The following is a 15308-nucleotide window of genomic DNA, read 5'->3' as shown; positions in this document are numbered from 1 at the left end:
TCGGCATTCCGGAACCTTCGCGACACGGCCTCACTGGCGTTGTTCACACTCACTTCGTCGAGTACATACGTCGGCGAGCCGAACCGATCGGCTACCTCGTCTAGGTCTACGCCGCCGACCGTGATCCGCCCGTGGTGGTAATGGGTGGTCACAGGCCACACCGTCGGATCCAACCGGGAAGTGGTCGTCCCACGAAGAGATGGAAGGATGTCGAGAAGCGTCACTCCGAACTCCTACGCACTGTGCAGTGAACCCTGTCGGTCGCCTGCTGTATCGCCAGTGTCATACGCCGAGACGGGATCAACGATCTCCTAACGCTTCGTTGACTGACTGGTGAGAACCTTTTACCCGAACCTGACGCTCGACAACATCACCCGGACGCACAGCCGTAGGCGGACGTCCCGATACTGACGGCCGAACACCTACCGCTTTCCAGCTCGGCTACGGCAGAACCGTTCACAAAGGCAGTTTCCTCGACCTGTGGGCGAAAATGCGGGTAAGCGACCTCCTGATTCGCGGGTTGGAATCCGTCCTGACCGGGACCCGAGTGCACACGGCACATGCGCCGCCGAGGCAATGTCGCCGGGCCACCACCGCCGACCCACCTCTGTCTTGCTCCGAGTTGCGCAACGCCTCTGCCTGATGGGGGCGGCTCGGAGTAGTTTGGCGGTTGGAGGTTGTTGAGAGTGACCGTGTGATGCCGCCACCCGCCCGGCGCAAGGTCGGGAACCTGCCCCTCGAACTCACGAGTTTCGTGGGCCGTCGTTGGGAGCTGGCGGAGGCGAAACGGCTGTTGTCGGTCTCGCGTCTGGTGACGATGACCGGTGTCGGCGGGGTCGGGAAGACTCGCTTGGCTCTGCGGGCGGCTGCGAACACGCGGGCCTTCGAGGACGGTGTGTGGCTGATAGAACTGGGAGAGTTGCACGACGCATCACTTCTGCCGGAAACCATCGATGCCGCGATGGGGTTGCGGGAGCACAGGCGCGATTCGGCGCTCGAGGTATTGGCTGAACACCTCGCTGACCGTCACGCGTTGCTGATACTGGACAATTGCGAACACATGGTGGGGGCGGTTGCAGCGCTGGCCGAGACACTTCTTCGGCGCTGCCCGCATCTGCACATCCTGACGACAAGCCGTGAATCCTTGAACATCGGCGGGGAAGCTGTGCTGCGGGTGCCCCCACTGACGCTTCCTGATTCCAGCGGACCTGCCCCGTTGCGCGCCCTCCCGGGATATGACGCCGTCACGCTCTTCACACAACGGGCCGAGGCCGCGGTACCTGGGTTCGTGCTCTCCGAGGAGAACCGGGTCACGGTCACGCGAATCTGCCAGCTGCTTTACGGGATGCCCCTGGCCATCGAGTTGGCGGCTGCCCGGCTGCGGGTCCTCTCCCCACAGCAGATCCTCGACCGACTCGCCGACCGGCTTCGGCTGCTCACCGCGGGAAACCGCGGTGCGCCGTCCCGCCAGCAGTCGCTGCGGTTGTCCATCGAGTGGAGTTACGACCTGTGCACCCCGGCGGAACGACAGCTGTGGGCTCTGTTGTCGGTATTCTCCGGTGGCTTCGAACTCGATGCTGCAGAGTATGTTTGCGCCGGATACTTGGAGCAGGAGGACGTCCTCGATGTGCTGGCCGGGCTGGTCGACAAGTCGGTCCTGATCCGCGAAGAGACGGGCGCGGCGGCACGGTACCGACTGCTCGAAGGGTTACGCGATTACGGAAGGCAGAAACTGGACGTGAGCGGCGAGGAGGCCACATTGCGCCGTCGGCACCACAATTGGTACCGACAGTTGGTGCTTCGTGCCGAGTCGGAGTGGATCGGGCCCCACCAACTCGAGTGGATTGCGCGACTGAAGCGAGAACAGCCGAATATGCGTGAGGCCCTGCATTTTTTCCTGTCCGAGCCGGGTGACGACGAGGCCGAGGCTGGTCTCCAAGTCGTGGCCGCCCTGCATACACTCTGGCTCACTCACGGACTGCTCAGTGAGGGCCGTTGTTGGCTCGACCGGATGCTGGCCCACCACGCGGGCCCACCGAGCATTGAACGAATCAAAGCCCTCTCCGCAGACAGCGTCCTCACCGCAATCCAAGGAGACCTGCAGAAGAGCGAGACCCTCGTCGAGGAAGCACACACCCTTGCCGACCAACTGGGAGGGGAATTGGCGCACGCCATCGTCTCACACACTGATGGCCTCCAGGCGCTCTTCGGCGGGGATTTGCGCCGCGCGATCGACTGTTTCGACGACGCCCTCGCAGCGTTCCGCGCCGAGGGTGACCTCCTGCACTTGATCGAGGGGCTGGTCGGACTGGAATTGGCGAGTGGTCTGCTCGGCGACATACCACGAGCCATCGCGTGCAGGGAAGAGGTACTGGCGATCACGAAGCTGCACGGCGAGTCGGTACAACGAGCCTATTCCCTCTCCGCGCAGGGGCTCGCCCTGTGGCAGACCGATCACGAGCTGGCAACCACACTGCTCGAGCAAAGCCTGCGACTCACCCGGCTGATGGAGTACCCGCTCACCTCCGCTTGGAATCTGGAGGCGCTCGCGTGGATTGCCACCGCCGAGGACGACAACCAGCGCGCCGCCGTGCTGCTGGGTGCCGCTGCTTCGCTGGCACAGGCTGCGGGCAGCTCCGCCATCCCTCTCCCGAACCTGCTTGTCTACCACGATGAAAGCGAGCGTAGGGCCCGCCGCGCCCTGGGCGCCGCAGCGTTCGACACGCAGGTACACCATGGCGAAAGCCTCCCCGTCGAAGAGGCCGTTGCCTACGCGCTCCACGAGGGCCGGAAGGCACCGCACATCCCCGGCGTCCACCGCGCAACCAGTCTGACCAAGCGGGAGTGGCAGGTCGCCGGGTTAGTGTCCGAGGGGCTCACAAACAAAGCGATAGCCGAGAAATTGGTGATCTCACAGCGCACCGCTCAGGGACATGTGGAGCACGTCCTCACCAAACTCGGATTCACCTCGCGCGCACAGATCGCCGCTTGGGTCGTTGAACAGTCCACGAGCCAACGCCCTCCGACCGGTTAGACAATCGTCGAGCGAGTGCCGGATCCGCCTCGCACGCCGCCGAGCAGGTTCAGCGAGACCTACGCCGACATCCTCGCCAGGAACTCCCTCGAAGAATTGACTGCGGACGGAGCAAGCGTCCCGCCAGCACAACATGATCTCGGCATGGCCCTGACGGGTGCTTTCGGCGCCAAATTCGTTGAGGTCCAGGTCGACACCGATCTGGGACGGCCGGTCGAGTTCCCGGCACTGCCGAGGCGGTCCAGTACCCGATGGTGGTGTCCCTCGAAGGGCCCGGAGTCGACGTAGGCGGTGAACTGGCGATGCGCCGTCGGGGCGATGCGCAGAAACGGTTGACTGTGATCGCCGGGGCGGAGTCCGGGAAACCCGCAGCGAGGGCGGACCAGCGTGCGATGTCGCCCATTCCCTCACGGGCGGGGTTCACGCAGCCGGCGACGATGTCCTCGATCAGGTCGAGCGGGACACCCGTCCGCTCGCACGCCGCGGCCATTGTTCGGCCGAGCAGATCATCGGTGCGCAGGTGCGAGAGCGAGCCACCGTACCGCCCGACCGGTGTCCGAACGCCACCCAGAACAAACGCATCAGTCATCTCGACTCCTCACCCGCGGAAGGGCGTGCGCGTTACCCGATCGGTGGACCGGTCAGCCACCTGCAACCCATTCCGAGCGCGCTGTCCATTACAGACTCTAGCGGCCGAAGGTTGTCCAGAGGCTAGGAAAACTGTCATCGATCCGATCTGGGCATCGTGCGCGTCGTTGCCGGCAAGATCGATCTTCATTCTTCGATCGCCACGAACACTGAGTCGACGCGGTTCCCTCGAGGTTGCGTTGTCCTGTGCGAGGCCCGTATTCGTGCAGGGGCCGGCGTTCGCTGGCCGCTTCTTTTGCACGGCGTCGGGCGAATGACCCAAGGCCACATCGCGCCATACTGCCCCTTCGCTGCGCCCGCGTATTAGCAACTGAACGAGCTACGAAGGGTCTGTGCGGGAAGTCCCGACGTCGAGCCACCGTCCTCAATCGGCCGCCGTCACCCTCGCAGCCAGCGTCGCCAGTTTGGCGTCCAACCCCAGGGCGGCCGTCCGAAGCGGGCGATTCGGTTCGATAACCATGAGTGATGACGGGCGAACATAGGTTAGGGCGCTTCGGCCGTGCTGTTCTTCGGTGAGCAGAAGTTCAACCGGAGCGAAGAGGCCCGCCGTCACGTCGTGGCGCAGCATGGTGATCGCGATCAGCGGGTTGCCGATCACAATCCGTAGCACTTTTCTTCCGAGACCTGCCTTCTTTATCCAACCACCATGGTTCCACTGCGCGAACAGCATGAAGCCGCTCGGGCCGACGTGTGATCGCACCTCGTGTTCATACGATTCCCAGCTCTCGAATCGTGCCGCGATGTCGTCGATCGGTACTGGCTTGCCGCCGACGTCGGCAAGCAACGCATCGGCGAGATCTTCGAAACTCTTTGTGCTGTCGAATCGTAAACGGACTCCAACAAACGGGATTTCGCGGGGATCAGCGGCGGACATGATCGGCGTCCGCGGCCGCGTCGGGATCTTGGCGTTCAACTCGCTCGTGCACATGAGCGGTCGCTGTGTGATCAACCAGCAGGCTGAGCAGTTCGGGGCGGCTGTAGTGCCCCCTGGCATCCATCTTCGCCTTTCGCCGGTCGATCAACGAGAAGTCGAGATCAGCGATCACCTCTCCCTCCCCGGAACGCACCGGCTCACCGAGTAATTCGCCCAGTGGTGACACGATCGCGGTGAAACAGCCACCGGAAATCGGGCCGATCGGGGACCCGGTGTCCGCAATGATCTGCGCCTGCTGACCGGGATCGAGCCAGGCGGTGGCATTGACGAAGAAGCTGGCCGATTCGAGTGCATGATTGCGCACGCTGACCTCGGTCTGCTCGGCGAAAAGATGGCCACCGAATGAACCCGGGAACATTCCCGAGTGAATCTGCTCCCTGTCGGCAATGAGGGCGTAGCGGGCCAGCGGGTTGTAATGCTCCCAACACGCCAACTGGCCGATGCGCCCGACCGCGCTGTCGACGGCCCGCAGTCCGGAACCGTCACCCTGTCCCCAGATCATCCGTTCGTGGTAGGTAGGTGCTATCTTGCGCCGACGCTGAATCAGGGCGCCGTCGGCGTCGAACAGCAGTTGTGCGTTGAACAGGGTGCCACCGTCCCGCTCATTAACCCCGATGGACACCACCATTCCCGCTTCCCTCGCCGCGTCAGCGATGACGTGTGTCACGGCCGACGGTATGGTCACCGCCTGATCGAGCAACCTGAGTTGCTCGACACCAATTTCGAACGGTCGCTGTACGAACGAGAAGTACGGGTAGTACGGGACCACCGACTCCGGGAAGGTGGCAAATTGGACGCCACGGCGCCCTAGGTCGGCGATTTTGCCCACCACCTTCTCCACGGTTCCGTCGCGGCTGTAGAGTACCGGACTGATTTGTACTGCAGCTGCTCTCACGACGGTCATTTCGACCACCCGATATGTGTGGTGTTCATGCTCTCGTTTCCTCTGCTCTTGGTTGCAGTGCCATCTGGCGATGCCACTGCAACCACCGTCGCGCGTCGGGCCTGTCCGTCGCGCCCTTGAAGTCCGTGGTCGGTCCCCTGGTATGTGGTTGCGGCCGCACCCGGATGGTGATGGACAGGACCGTGCCCATGGAGGTCGGAATCGGCGGATCGCAGCCGATACCCAGGTCACGTCCATCGGCACGACGAATGCTGGTCGTGCGACCAACGTTGTCCTCGTCGATGAACCGCAGGGGTTCAGCAGCCGTGCCACTCGCGCGTCCGCGCATTGAGGTGCGCGGGGGAGAAGGGACCTGCATCCAGAAAACACGACTTCGCACCCGGGAGCGCATCGAGGAGTAAGGGTCAGTGGGGAGCGGTGCAGGTTCCGCGCGCGGAGGTGATTGGTGCGGGTGTCCGCGGTCGACGAGCCGGTCTGGCTCCCGCCCAGGTGCACTGTGCTGGGGGTGAATGGGTGGCATGGGGTCGTCCGTGGTTGAGCAGCTATGGCAGAGGCTATCGGATTCCGGGTTGGCGTTGGTGTGCGTCCGAGGACCGCACTGCCGGCGGGCGGATCTGATGTCGCTCGTGGAGGAGTCGGTGGGGTGCTGATCTGGTTTGCGCGGGAGGCTGAGGAGATCGCCGAGCAATGCCGTTGCGCCAACGCCGATAGCGGCACGCCGGTGTGTCACGGCCTGGGAGCTGACCGGGGCGGAGCCGGACGGTCTTTACCTGTGGTGTGCGCCGTCTACGGCCCGTTGAAGAACGTGCTCAGGCTCGTGCCCTCGAGGGGTGTTCGGGTGCCCGATGCGCCTTCACATGGCGGTGATGACTCCGGTCAGGTAGGTGACCTCAGGAGGGCGCCCCCTGTTTCAGGGGGTCCGTAGGATGCGTCCCTCGGATGTTTCGGTGTTCTCAGGTGCAGTCCCTGCAAGTCAGCTGCCGATCGTCGGCGAGACGGCTGCGGTGATGGACCAGGAAGCAACTGGTGCAGGTGAATTCGTCCGACTGCTTCGGGATGACGCGGACGGTGAATTCTTCGCCGGACAGGTCGGCGCCGGGCAGCTCGAAGGTCTCGGCGGTGTCGGTGTCCTCGACGTCCACGACGGGGGACTGGGTGTCGTTCCTGCGGGCGGTCAGCTGTTCGAGCGAGGTGTCGGTCGACTCGTCGGATTCGGTGACTCTCGGTGCGTCGTAGTCGGTGGCCATGACTGTTTACCTCATGCTCTGGGTGTTTGGGCCCGCCAGCGTAGAGGGTCCGGTGCCGCGACCTACGCTCGGGGTCATGGGGTGCTGTGGCCGCTCGACTACACCGGTGCGACTCCCCACCCGACACAGGTGCAGGTCCCCCCAAAAAATCGGTGCGATGGCGGGATCCCGCCATCCGGGTTCGCGAGCCGCGGCCGGGCTAGCGGCGGCTCGTCCTCGTGTGGACGCGGCCGACAACGAACTTGTCACCGTGTCCGAGGCCGGCGCGCTCATTTCGTGAATCCCCCTCGGGGACCGTCTGTTCAGTTGATCGGCGCACAAGTTTCTGTGCTGCCCTCGGGTACCCGCGTGCTGAAATCCTGCGGCACTATTTCCCGCTGTGAGTTGGCGTTTCGTTCCATGCGCGGAGGAGTTCGTTGCAGAGGGTGGTCTTGAGGATGCGTAGGCGATCCAGGTCTGAGGGTCTGGGGGTCATCGCGGCTTGGAGGAGATATAGGAACCGGTTCCGTTGTACACCGAATTTGGTGAACAGTCCCCGGCGTCGGCGCCGCCGTAAGGGGCCCACTCGATGGCGAAAGCAACGAGCGCGCGGTCCGGGGGGGCTGATGGATTGCACGCTGGCGAGTAGATCGCAGACACTCAGGGACTGCCGTAACCAGTCGAGCCCAGGAGAGCCTGTGGGAACGCCAGGCCGGGCACGCCGCCGACGGGCCGCACGGTTGCCGATTCGACTGCGATCGGGGGTGAGCCCGACACGGGATGCTGGGTTTCGGCCGCGGGTGCGGTAAGGGTTGCCGGTGACGTCCGCGGCGGTGGGGCAGGGTTTTCGAGCATGGATGCCTCTAGCGTGTGAAGAGTTGATCGGGCCCTTCCATGGTTCGCGATTTCGCACGGATCCGGACCGGCCATCCGGCGGGGTGGTGTGCCCGTTTGAGTGCCCGCCCGAAGCTCGGTGTGGGAATGGCCGGGTCGGTAGGTGCCCAACTCGGGCCTCTGGGACCGCCGCGGGCCTGTGCGGGCCCGGGGATCGGAGCGTCGCTGTCGTAGCACTGAGCGTGGTCCGGGGATCCCGGTCGCTGCCCGAAGTCGTCATGACGCCAAATTGGATCCAACAAGTCGGGTGGCACGCCGAGCTACGCCCACGGCATGCCCGCTGCGGACGTATGGGGCCGAGGACACCGCCGGGGTGAGGTGCAACGGGTACGGGGTGAATCGTTGTTCACCGCGTGGTGCAACATGGGAGAAGGCTCAACGCGACGATGTTGGTGAGGAACTCCATGGATCCGGTAGTCAGACAGTCCGAATTCCGCGGTGACGGTGTCACGCTTGCCGCCGACCGGTGGGATCCACCGTCTCCGGGTGCCGGTAAATCGGGCGTCGACAGAAAGGGCTTGGTTCTGTTGCTGCACGGGGGCGGGCAGACCCGGCATTCCTGGGGTAACACCGGACGTAGCCTCGCGGCGGACGGTTGGTCCGCCATCGCTGTGGACGCGCGTGGGCATGGAGGCAGTCGGTGGGCACCGGACGGGGGCTATGGCATCGATGCGTTGGTCGCCGACTTGACCTCGATCGTCGCCGAGCTGGGGGAGAAGCCGGTGCTCGTTGGTGCCTCGATGGGCGGTATGACGTCGTTGATCGGGCAGGGGGAGAACCCTGATCTCGCTCGCGGTCTGGTTTTGGTCGATATCGCACCGAAGGTCGAGACGAGCGGTACCGCGGAGATCATGGCGTTCATGCGCAGTGGCCTTGAGGGTTTCGAGAGTCTCGACGAGGCTGCGGCGGCGATCGCGGCATATACCCCGAACCGGGTTCGCAAGCCCAACCCGGATGGGTTGCGCAAGAACCTCCGTCTGCGTGATGGACGCTGGTTCTGGCATTGGGATCCGGCGTTCCTTCGCCAGGGCGACGAACCTACTCGCCAAGCGGATTCGATCGTGCGCTACGAACGTGCTCGTGCCGCCGCGGCCGCGGTCACCGTTCCTACGATGCTCGTGCGTGGCCAGCAATCCCATGTGGTCAGCGAGGAAGGCGCCAAGGAACTGCTCGAGCTGATCCCGACCGCCAAGCTGATCGACGTCATCGGGGCCGGCCATATGGTCGCCGGCGACGACAACGATGTCTTCGGTGGCGGGTTGAAGGGATTTCTCGACGAAGACGTTGTCGCAGTGCGTCACTGACGCCATCGAGACTCTCGAACGCCGGCCATGACTCCTCGTTTCGGATCTGAATTCGTGGCGGTTGCCTCGGTGGTGGGATTCGCCCCGACACCGGTCGCCGTCGGAGTGGTCGCTCGATGCGGCCACCGAACTGCAGTCCACCGATCGCCTGTCGGTCAGCAGCAGCTGCCGGAAACGATCGCGGCGCTGGTCACCCGCGTTGACTGTCCTGTGGGGGCATGGGAGCGGCCCTCCTTCCTCTTGTCTGGGGCGCCGACCCGGCACGGCCGGAGGGCGTCCGGGTATGTAGGCGCCGTGCCGCCAGAGTGGGCCGAAAAACGATCCATCCTCTGAACAATCTAAAGTACGAAAGAGTAGTTTAGTTTGTACCACCAGCTAGCTGTGGTGATGATGATGGTGGTCGAGGAGGTGGCGAGGTGGATCCTGCGGATCGACTCTTGTCGAGTGCGCTGCTGTTGCTGCGTCGGGCGGGAATTCGAATCGTCTCCGGCGGACCCGCTGACCTGGTCCTGGTTCTCCCCGACGGGGGCACCGTGGAGGTCGAGGTGAAGGTCTACAAGAAGCCGCCCACCCCCAGCATCATCGAGGACCTCCGCCGCGGGCGGACGGACAACCGGTTTCTGTTCGTCACCACCCATGCAACGCCGCACTTGCAGAAACTGGGGGCACAGGCGGTGGTGGATCTCATCGCGATCGACGAGGGGCGTGTCATCATCTCCGGGACCGACCACACGTCCGCGGCGCCGTCCGACGACCGGTCGGAGGACCGGCATGCCCGTCGTGGGCGCCGGCCATGGACCCGGTGGGCGGTCGAACGGATACTCCTGCTGGCCGGTAGGCCGATGACACAGATCGACCTGGCGGCCACCTTGCAGGTCACGCAGCAATCGGTCTCCCACGCCCTGCGCCGCCATCCGTTCGCGGAGCGCACCGACCACGGATGGTCCATCGTCCAGCGCGGCGAAGCACTCGAGCGGTGGCTGTCCGAGTACCCGGGTCCGGGCGGCGTCTCCACCTACTGGTACGGGCTCGATCCAGTGGTGCGGCAAGCAGATTCAGTGGCCGCATGGAGCACCGCGGCGGGGGTGGCCTGTCTGCGGACCGGTGATGTGGCCGCGGATGAGTACGCACCCTGGCGGCTGCCGGCGATCGCCCGACTCTACAGCCGGGAACTGCTGGACCTCACCGCCGCCGGCTTCACCCCCGCCACCGATACGGAATACACGATGGTGGTGACGGTGCCGGAGGACCCCACCCTGTGGGGCACCGCAGCGGCAGCGGCAGCGGCACGCCCGCCGGGAGCAATGGCTGTCGTGCCGGCGGAGGCGCCGGTGGTGCGCGTCGATCCGATCATCGCGTTGCACGACGTGCTCGCCGGCCCGGGCCCGGACGCAGCCGAAGCGGCCGAGCATCTGCGCAGAGCCATCCTGGACGGGGCATGGCGTGGATGAGGGCGTCCGCATCGATGCCGCCTCCAACGTGGCGGACCTCGGCTTACGCGCGCTCGCGGATCTCGCTGCCGCCACCCGGGCACAACTACCGCATCATCGGCGGCCGCAGGGTGCAGATTCTGCGCCACGCGTATCCCACCGAGGGCACAGTGGCCCGCGTGACCGCCGATGCCGATGCGGGTATGGACGCCGTCGTCGCCGGCGGTGCGGACCTGCATGCGAACCTTCTCGCCCGAGGGTATGCGCGGGTGAGGGGCAACCACTACGAAGCACTGTCGGGGCAGGACACACCGCTGGCAGTGGATCTGCTCGTGCCGCTGACGACCGGTCGGCGAATGGACACCGTGTACGTCGGAGATCGCGGGTTTCGACGCCATCCCGGGGGTTGAGTCTCGCACTGTCCGCGCCGCCACTCGAGGTGTCAGTTCACGCGCACCTGCACAGCGGAGACACCCTGAGATATTCGATGCGCTCGTCCCAGGCCTCAAGGCCGCTGTCGTTCTCAAAGCGCTTGCCTGGCTAAACCGTTCGGCGGCCAAGGATGTCGGCGATCTGTGCTCGCTGCTGGCGATCGTTCATGAGCACCGGATGCGGCTGACACGGTGGAAGCTCGGTACCCGCAGACCGGAACGCGCCGGGACGCCGCGCGAGCGTTGTACGTCCTGGTCGCGATGGTCGATCGGCAGCAACGGATCGAGGGTTGACCATGCCGCCCGCGCGACTGGGTGCGCTGATTCGAGCCCACGTACTCGAGCCCTGAAACGGTTGCCCACCTCAGTTGCGTTGGATTCGGATGCTGCGGCGATCGCTGCGTGGACCCAGTACTCCGGCCTCCCAGGTCTGGGGAGGGCGCCTACTTCGGCGCATTTCGACGCATCGGGACCGGGTGTGTGCCAGGGCGAACGAAGCGGTGGTCTTGGCGCCCGATTCGCCAGGCGTATCGGCGCCGCACTGGGCGTTCGGGCCTGCAACGTCGGCTCGGAGCCACTGCCACCGGAGTTCGGGAGACGCTGCACCGCACGAACTTTGCGACACCACTCTCGGGTGGAGTAGGCGCGGGACCGCCAGGCGCACGCCCTGCTCGTCACACTGAACACCGAATGCGTCAAGGCCGACGTTGATGCCGCAGCCGCCGACACATTTCGGGATGCAGCGGGGGAATCGTCCCGCCAGGATCAGTCGCGCTCGTCCTACCTGAAGTGGTGCAACTGAGTGTGGAGCCGCGAGACGGTTAAGAGCGTGTCTCATGTGGGGAGTTTCTTGAAGCAGGTGAGTGCGGCGGCGAGGTGAAGGAAGCCGGCGAAGTGTTCGCCGCGGCGTTCGTAGCGGATGGTCATACGTCGGTAGCCGGTGAGCCAGGCAATGGTGCGTTCGATCTTCCACCGGTACCGGCCGAGGCGGTCGTTTCGCTCGATGCCGCGGCGGGCGATCCTCGGGACGATGCCTCGTTCGCGCAGCCACCGTCGGTGCATGTCGTAGTCGTAGCCCTTGTCGGCGCGAAGCTTTCCCGGCTTGCGTCGGCGTGGTCCGCGCCTGGACTTCGTTGCCGGAAGCGCGGCTACCATTGGTTGCAGCATCGTTCTGTCGTGAGTGTTCGCCCCGGTCACGCCCACGACCAGTGGGATTCCGTTTGTTTCGGACAGGACGTGGATCTTCGATCCCTTCTTGCCGCGGTCGACGGGACTGGGGCCGGTCAGCGAACCCCCCTTTTTGCCCGGACGCTTGCCGCGTCCAGGATTGCTGCCGTCCAGTCGAGTTCGCCCGCACTACCGAGTTGGTCGAGCACCTTACGATGCAGTTTTTCGAACACCCCGGCTGCCACCCACGCGGTAAACCTTCGGTGCGCAGTAGGAACCGTGACCCCGAACGAGGGCGGCAGGTGCCGCCACGCACATCCGCTGGTGAGCACGTACACGATCGCGGTGAACACCGCCCGGTCATCGGCCGGCGCACTGCCGCCTCCCTGTGGCCGGGCGACAAAAGGCGGTATCAACGGTTCGACTATCTCCCACAACGCATCCGGAACCAACCTCAGCGACAGCTCATCTACCACGCGTCACATTATGTCCCACACATCACTTCATCCACATGAGACACACTCTAAGAGGATCGTGTGGGCCTGTCCAGATGGGCAATGGGCTGGGGACGGTGAAATGTCAGCTCGGGTGAGCTTCCTGATTACCGGGGAAAGCCGCCTGCCGTTACTGTGTGCGTTCGACGTAGGCCCGGCGAAGAAGGAGACAACATGGCGGTATCCACCAAGGGTTCCGAAGGTTCGGCGAAGAAGACAACCAAGGAGATTCGCGAGTGGGCGATCAGGGAGGGCCGCGAAGTGTCCTCCCGCGGAAGGATTCCGGCCGAGATCGAGCAAGCCTTCCATGACGCTCAGGCGAAGAAGGTTCAGGTGAAACCGGCGCCGGTAAAGAAGACGGCCGCAAAGAAGACAATCGCGAAGAAGGCGGCTGCGGAGAAGACGCCCGTGAAAAAGGAAATCGAGGAGAAGGCTCCGCCGCAGCGGGCAGTGGTGAGTGAGGCTCCGGCGAAGAAAACGTCCAGGGAGATTCGTGAGTGGGCGATCGGGGCGGGGCGCGAAGTGTCCTCCCGCGGAAGGATTCCGGCCGAGATCGAGCAAGCCTTCGACGACGCGCAGGCGAAGAAGGTTCAGACAACACCGGCGCCGGTAAAGGAGACTGTCGCGAAGACAGCTGCGAGGAACACGGCCGCGGCGACGGCTTCGGTGAAGAGGGTGGCGGCGAGCACGGCTTCGGCGACGAAGACAGCCGCGACGAAGACGGTTGCGAAGAAGACGGCCGTGAAGAAGCCGGCCGCTACGAAGGCGCCGGTGAAGAGGGCAGTGGTGAGTGAGGCTCCGGCGAAAAAGACGTCCAGCGAGATTCGCGAGTGGGCGATCGGGGCGGGCCACGAGGTGTCCTCCCGCGGAAAGATTCCGGCCGAGATTCAGCAAGCCTTCCATGACGCGCAGGCGAAGAAGGTTCAGACAACACCGGCGCCGGTAAGGAAGACGCCCGCGAAGACAGCTGCGAGGAACGCGGCCCCGGCGACGGCTCCGGTGAAGACAGCCGCGAAGAAGGTAGTCGCGACCAAGGCGGCTGCGGAGAAACCGGCCGTCAAGAAGCCGGTCGCGGAGAAGCCGGCCGCAGCCAAGTTGCCGGTGAAGAGGGAAGTGGCGAGCAAGGCTCCGGCGAAGAAGACGAACAAGGCGATTCGTGAGTGGGCGATCGGGGCGGGCCACGAGGTGTCCTCCCGCGGAAGGATTCCGGCCGAGATCGAGCAAGCCTTCCATGACGCTCAGGTGAAGAAAGTGCAGGCAAAACCGGCGCCGGTAAAGAAGACGGCCGCGAAAACGACAGCTGCCAAGAAGACGGCTGCAGCGGCTCCGGTCAAGAGGGTAGCGGCGAGCAAGGCTCCGGCGGAGAAGAAGGTAGTCGCGGCGAGGGCGGCCGCGACGAAGACGGCCATGAGGAAAGTAGTCGCGACGAAGGTGGCTGCGCAGAAGACGGTCGTGAAGAAGTCGGTCGCGGCGAAGGCTCCGGTGAAGAGGGAAGTGGTGAGAAGGGCTCCGGCGAAGAAGTCGCCGAAGGAGATTCGTGAGTGGGCGATCGGGGCGGGTCATGAGGTGTCCTCCCGCGGCCGGATTCCGGTCGAGATCGAGCGAGCCTTCCATGATGCTCAGGCCGAGATGCCGGTCGCGTGAGTTTGCGACATTGCCCTGGTGCACAGCGTGGCCATCCTGCCGCGAAGGCTATGAGCCTGTGGCGATCATGATCTTCGGTGGGCGGTTGTCCGCGCAGCGGTGCCGGGGATGGGTGCGAGGTATCCCGGCGCACCTGACGTGACGATTCCCGCGCGGAGTGGATTGGGTGTAGGGAGTTCTGGTCAAGGGGCAGACCTGTGCGTGGCGCTTCGGGTGCGGCGGGAGACTTTGATGCCGCGGTGGGGCGAGTGGCGCTACAGGTCGACAACGGCTGGTGGACCTGCGGGGTCGCATATGCGTTGGGGAACCGCCGGTATCCGCCGAGTGCCGCCGTCCCGAGCGCCTTTCGGTGACACGATGTGCGGGTGGGGAGACAGAGCGGGATCGTCGGGGTTGTGGGTTTGGTCGTCGGGCTGGTGGCGACGGTGGTGTTCGCCGCGTTCACGTCGCGGCCGTACATGGTGGCCACGTCGTTCCAGCCGGGTGTGACTGTTCCATCGATTGTTGCGGTGGTCGTCCTCGGCGGTGCCACGGTGGCCGGGGCCGGTTGCGGGGTGGTGCTGTGGCTGTCCGGGTGGGCGGGGGGTGCGGGACGCGGCGAGTGAGGACGAACGCCGCCGTCGGCGCACCTTCCTGCTCGGCCGGACCGTCGCCGCGGCCCTGGGCGGTGTCACCGTGGGGTTGTCGCCGATGCTGGTGTTGCTGTATGCCGTGTTCACGGCCACCGTGAGTATCGCCGTGGAGTGGGCTGTGGTGCTGGTGCTCTACGTCGGCAGCGCGGTGCTGGCGTACGGGTGTGCACTGCTGGGTGTGTGGTGGGTGTTGGCCGCGGCGGGCGATGATCGACGCGCGGCGACCCCGCGGAGGCTCGCGGTGTTGCTCCCGGTCGGTGCGCTGACGGCCACTGCCGCCGGTGTGGGCGCCGCTGGGTTGTTCGGGTATTCCACCGTCCCTGCGACGTTCGTGTGCGTTATCGCGGTGGTGGCCGGGGTGCTGACGGCAACGGTGGTGCTGGTCTGGGTGCTGGCCCGGGCCCCGGGTGAGGGTGTCGGCGCCCGGTGACCTCACGGGTCGGGTGTCACCGGTACTGGTCTGGGCATGCGCCCCGCGGCTACCGTGTGCGACCGAGCGCACGGTGCATTGCGCGTCACGCGAGGAGCGGCCCGCGTTGGGGGCGCCAAGCCCCCGCCGGTGACCT

12 protein-coding genes are annotated in these 15308 nt (G+C 65.2%); 7 read left to right on the top strand and 5 right to left on the bottom strand.

What is annotated here, in order from left to right; genetic code table 11:
• Positions 1–697 precede the first annotated feature (697 nt).
• Positions 698–3034: a LuxR C-terminal-related transcriptional regulator gene (locus JVH1_RS37740; protein WP_051033635.1), complete on the top strand. Its 2337-nt coding sequence runs from the start codon at positions 698–700 to the stop codon at positions 3032–3034.
• Positions 3035–3083: 49 nt separating this feature from the next.
• Here the strand turns inward: JVH1_RS37740 and JVH1_RS37735 are convergent, their stop codons facing one another.
• The 4 genes from JVH1_RS37735 to JVH1_RS37720 all read right to left on the bottom strand — a co-directional run bounded on the left by JVH1_RS37735 (position 3084) and on the right by JVH1_RS37720 (position 6767).
• Complete coding sequence (locus tag JVH1_RS37735; protein WP_371113110.1) at positions 3084–3623, bottom strand: hypothetical protein; 540 nt, start codon at positions 3621–3623, stop codon at positions 3084–3086.
• 423 nt (positions 3624–4046) lie between these two features.
• A complete protein-coding gene (locus JVH1_RS37730) occupies positions 4047–4556 on the bottom strand; it encodes a DUF302 domain-containing protein (protein WP_009472985.1) in 510 nt (169 codons plus the stop codon).
• Positions 4543–5520 (bottom strand): nitrilase-related carbon-nitrogen hydrolase, encoded by a 978-nt coding sequence (locus tag JVH1_RS37725; protein WP_043777653.1) that lies wholly within the window; start codon positions 5518–5520, stop codon positions 4543–4545. The genes JVH1_RS37730 and JVH1_RS37725 overlap by 14 nt, the downstream gene beginning before the upstream one ends.
• A 953-nt stretch (positions 5521–6473) precedes the next feature.
• Positions 6474–6767 (bottom strand): DUF4193 domain-containing protein, encoded by a 294-nt coding sequence (locus JVH1_RS37720; protein WP_009472982.1) that lies wholly within the window; start codon positions 6765–6767, stop codon positions 6474–6476.
• A gap of 1277 nt (positions 6768–8044) precedes the next feature.
• Here JVH1_RS37720 and JVH1_RS37715 point away from each other — a divergent pair.
• From JVH1_RS37715 to JVH1_RS37705, 3 genes are all read left to right on the top strand, one after another.
• Positions 8045–8944 (top strand): alpha/beta fold hydrolase, encoded by a 900-nt coding sequence (locus tag JVH1_RS37715; protein WP_043777616.1) that lies wholly within the window; start codon positions 8045–8047, stop codon positions 8942–8944.
• 416 nt (positions 8945–9360) lie between these two features.
• Positions 9361–10395: a helix-turn-helix domain-containing protein gene (locus JVH1_RS37710; RefSeq protein ID WP_009472977.1), complete on the top strand. Its 1035-nt coding sequence runs from the start codon at positions 9361–9363 to the stop codon at positions 10393–10395.
• A gap of 14 nt (positions 10396–10409) precedes the next feature.
• The gene (locus JVH1_RS37705) at positions 10410–10784 is read left to right on the top strand and encodes a hypothetical protein (protein WP_157173914.1); all 375 of its coding nucleotides are present in this window, start codon (positions 10410–10412) and stop codon (positions 10782–10784) included.
• Positions 10785–11639: 855 nt separating this feature from the next.
• Here JVH1_RS37705 and JVH1_RS37700 read toward each other — a convergent pair.
• A protein-coding gene (locus JVH1_RS37700) for an IS5 family transposase (RefSeq protein WP_237735080.1) occupies positions 11640–12448 on the bottom strand; the annotation gives its coding sequence in 2 pieces (ribosomal slippage) (positions 11640–12115 and positions 12115–12448; 810 coding nt in all).
• A 192-nt stretch (positions 12449–12640) separates the two neighbouring features.
• On the opposite strand from JVH1_RS37700, the gene JVH1_RS37695 reads away from it, so the two are divergent.
• The 3 genes from JVH1_RS37695 (at position 12641) to JVH1_RS37685 (ending at position 15172) form a co-directional block, all read left to right on the top strand.
• Positions 12641–14110 carry a histone-like nucleoid-structuring protein Lsr2 gene (locus JVH1_RS37695; RefSeq protein WP_051033634.1) on the top strand — a complete coding sequence of 490 codons (1470 nt, stop codon included), beginning with the start codon at positions 12641–12643 and terminating at the stop codon, positions 14108–14110.
• A 365-nt stretch (positions 14111–14475) separates the two neighbouring features.
• Positions 14476–14715, top strand: a complete 240-nt coding sequence (locus JVH1_RS37690; RefSeq protein WP_157173913.1) for a hypothetical protein — start codon at positions 14476–14478, stop codon at positions 14713–14715.
• Entirely contained in the window at positions 14696–15172 is a 477-nt protein-coding gene (locus JVH1_RS37685; RefSeq protein ID WP_051033632.1) for a hypothetical protein, read from the top strand. Before JVH1_RS37690 ends, JVH1_RS37685 begins: the two co-directional genes overlap by 20 nt.
• The last annotated feature ends 136 nt before the right edge of the window (positions 15173–15308 follow it).

The organism is Rhodococcus sp. JVH1 (genome assembly GCF_000280725.2).
GTDB classification, from domain to species: domain Bacteria; phylum Actinomycetota; class Actinomycetes; order Mycobacteriales; family Mycobacteriaceae; genus Rhodococcus_F; species Rhodococcus_F jostii_A.
The sequence above is the reverse complement of the archived record's forward strand: the minus strand, read 5'-3'. Positions and strand labels throughout refer to the sequence as shown.

What these genes read in the sequence shown, in the direction of transcription:
- JVH1_RS37715 (WP_043777616.1), top strand. Translation starts at nt 8,045, where the DNA reads ATGGATCCGGTAGTCAGACAGTCCGAATTCCGCGGTGACGGTGTCACG.
- JVH1_RS37735 (WP_371113110.1), bottom strand. Translation starts at nt 3,623, where the DNA reads ATGACTGATGCGTTTGTTCTGGGTGGCGTTCGGACACCGGTCGGGCGG.
- JVH1_RS37720 (WP_009472982.1), bottom strand. Translation starts at nt 6,767, where the DNA reads ATGGCCACCGACTACGACGCACCGAGAGTCACCGAATCCGACGAGTCG.
- JVH1_RS37705 (WP_157173914.1), top strand. Translation starts at nt 10,410, where the DNA reads ATGCCGCCTCCAACGTGGCGGACCTCGGCTTACGCGCGCTCGCGGATC.
- JVH1_RS37695 (WP_051033634.1), top strand. Translation starts at nt 12,641, where the DNA reads ATGGCGGTATCCACCAAGGGTTCCGAAGGTTCGGCGAAGAAGACAACC.
- JVH1_RS37725 (WP_043777653.1), bottom strand. Translation starts at nt 5,520, where the DNA reads ATGACCGTCGTGAGAGCAGCTGCAGTACAAATCAGTCCGGTACTCTAC.
- JVH1_RS37740 (WP_051033635.1), top strand. Translation starts at nt 698, where the DNA reads ATGCCGCCACCCGCCCGGCGCAAGGTCGGGAACCTGCCCCTCGAACTC.
- JVH1_RS37730 (WP_009472985.1), bottom strand. Translation starts at nt 4,556, where the DNA reads ATGTCCGCCGCTGATCCCCGCGAAATCCCGTTTGTTGGAGTCCGTTTA.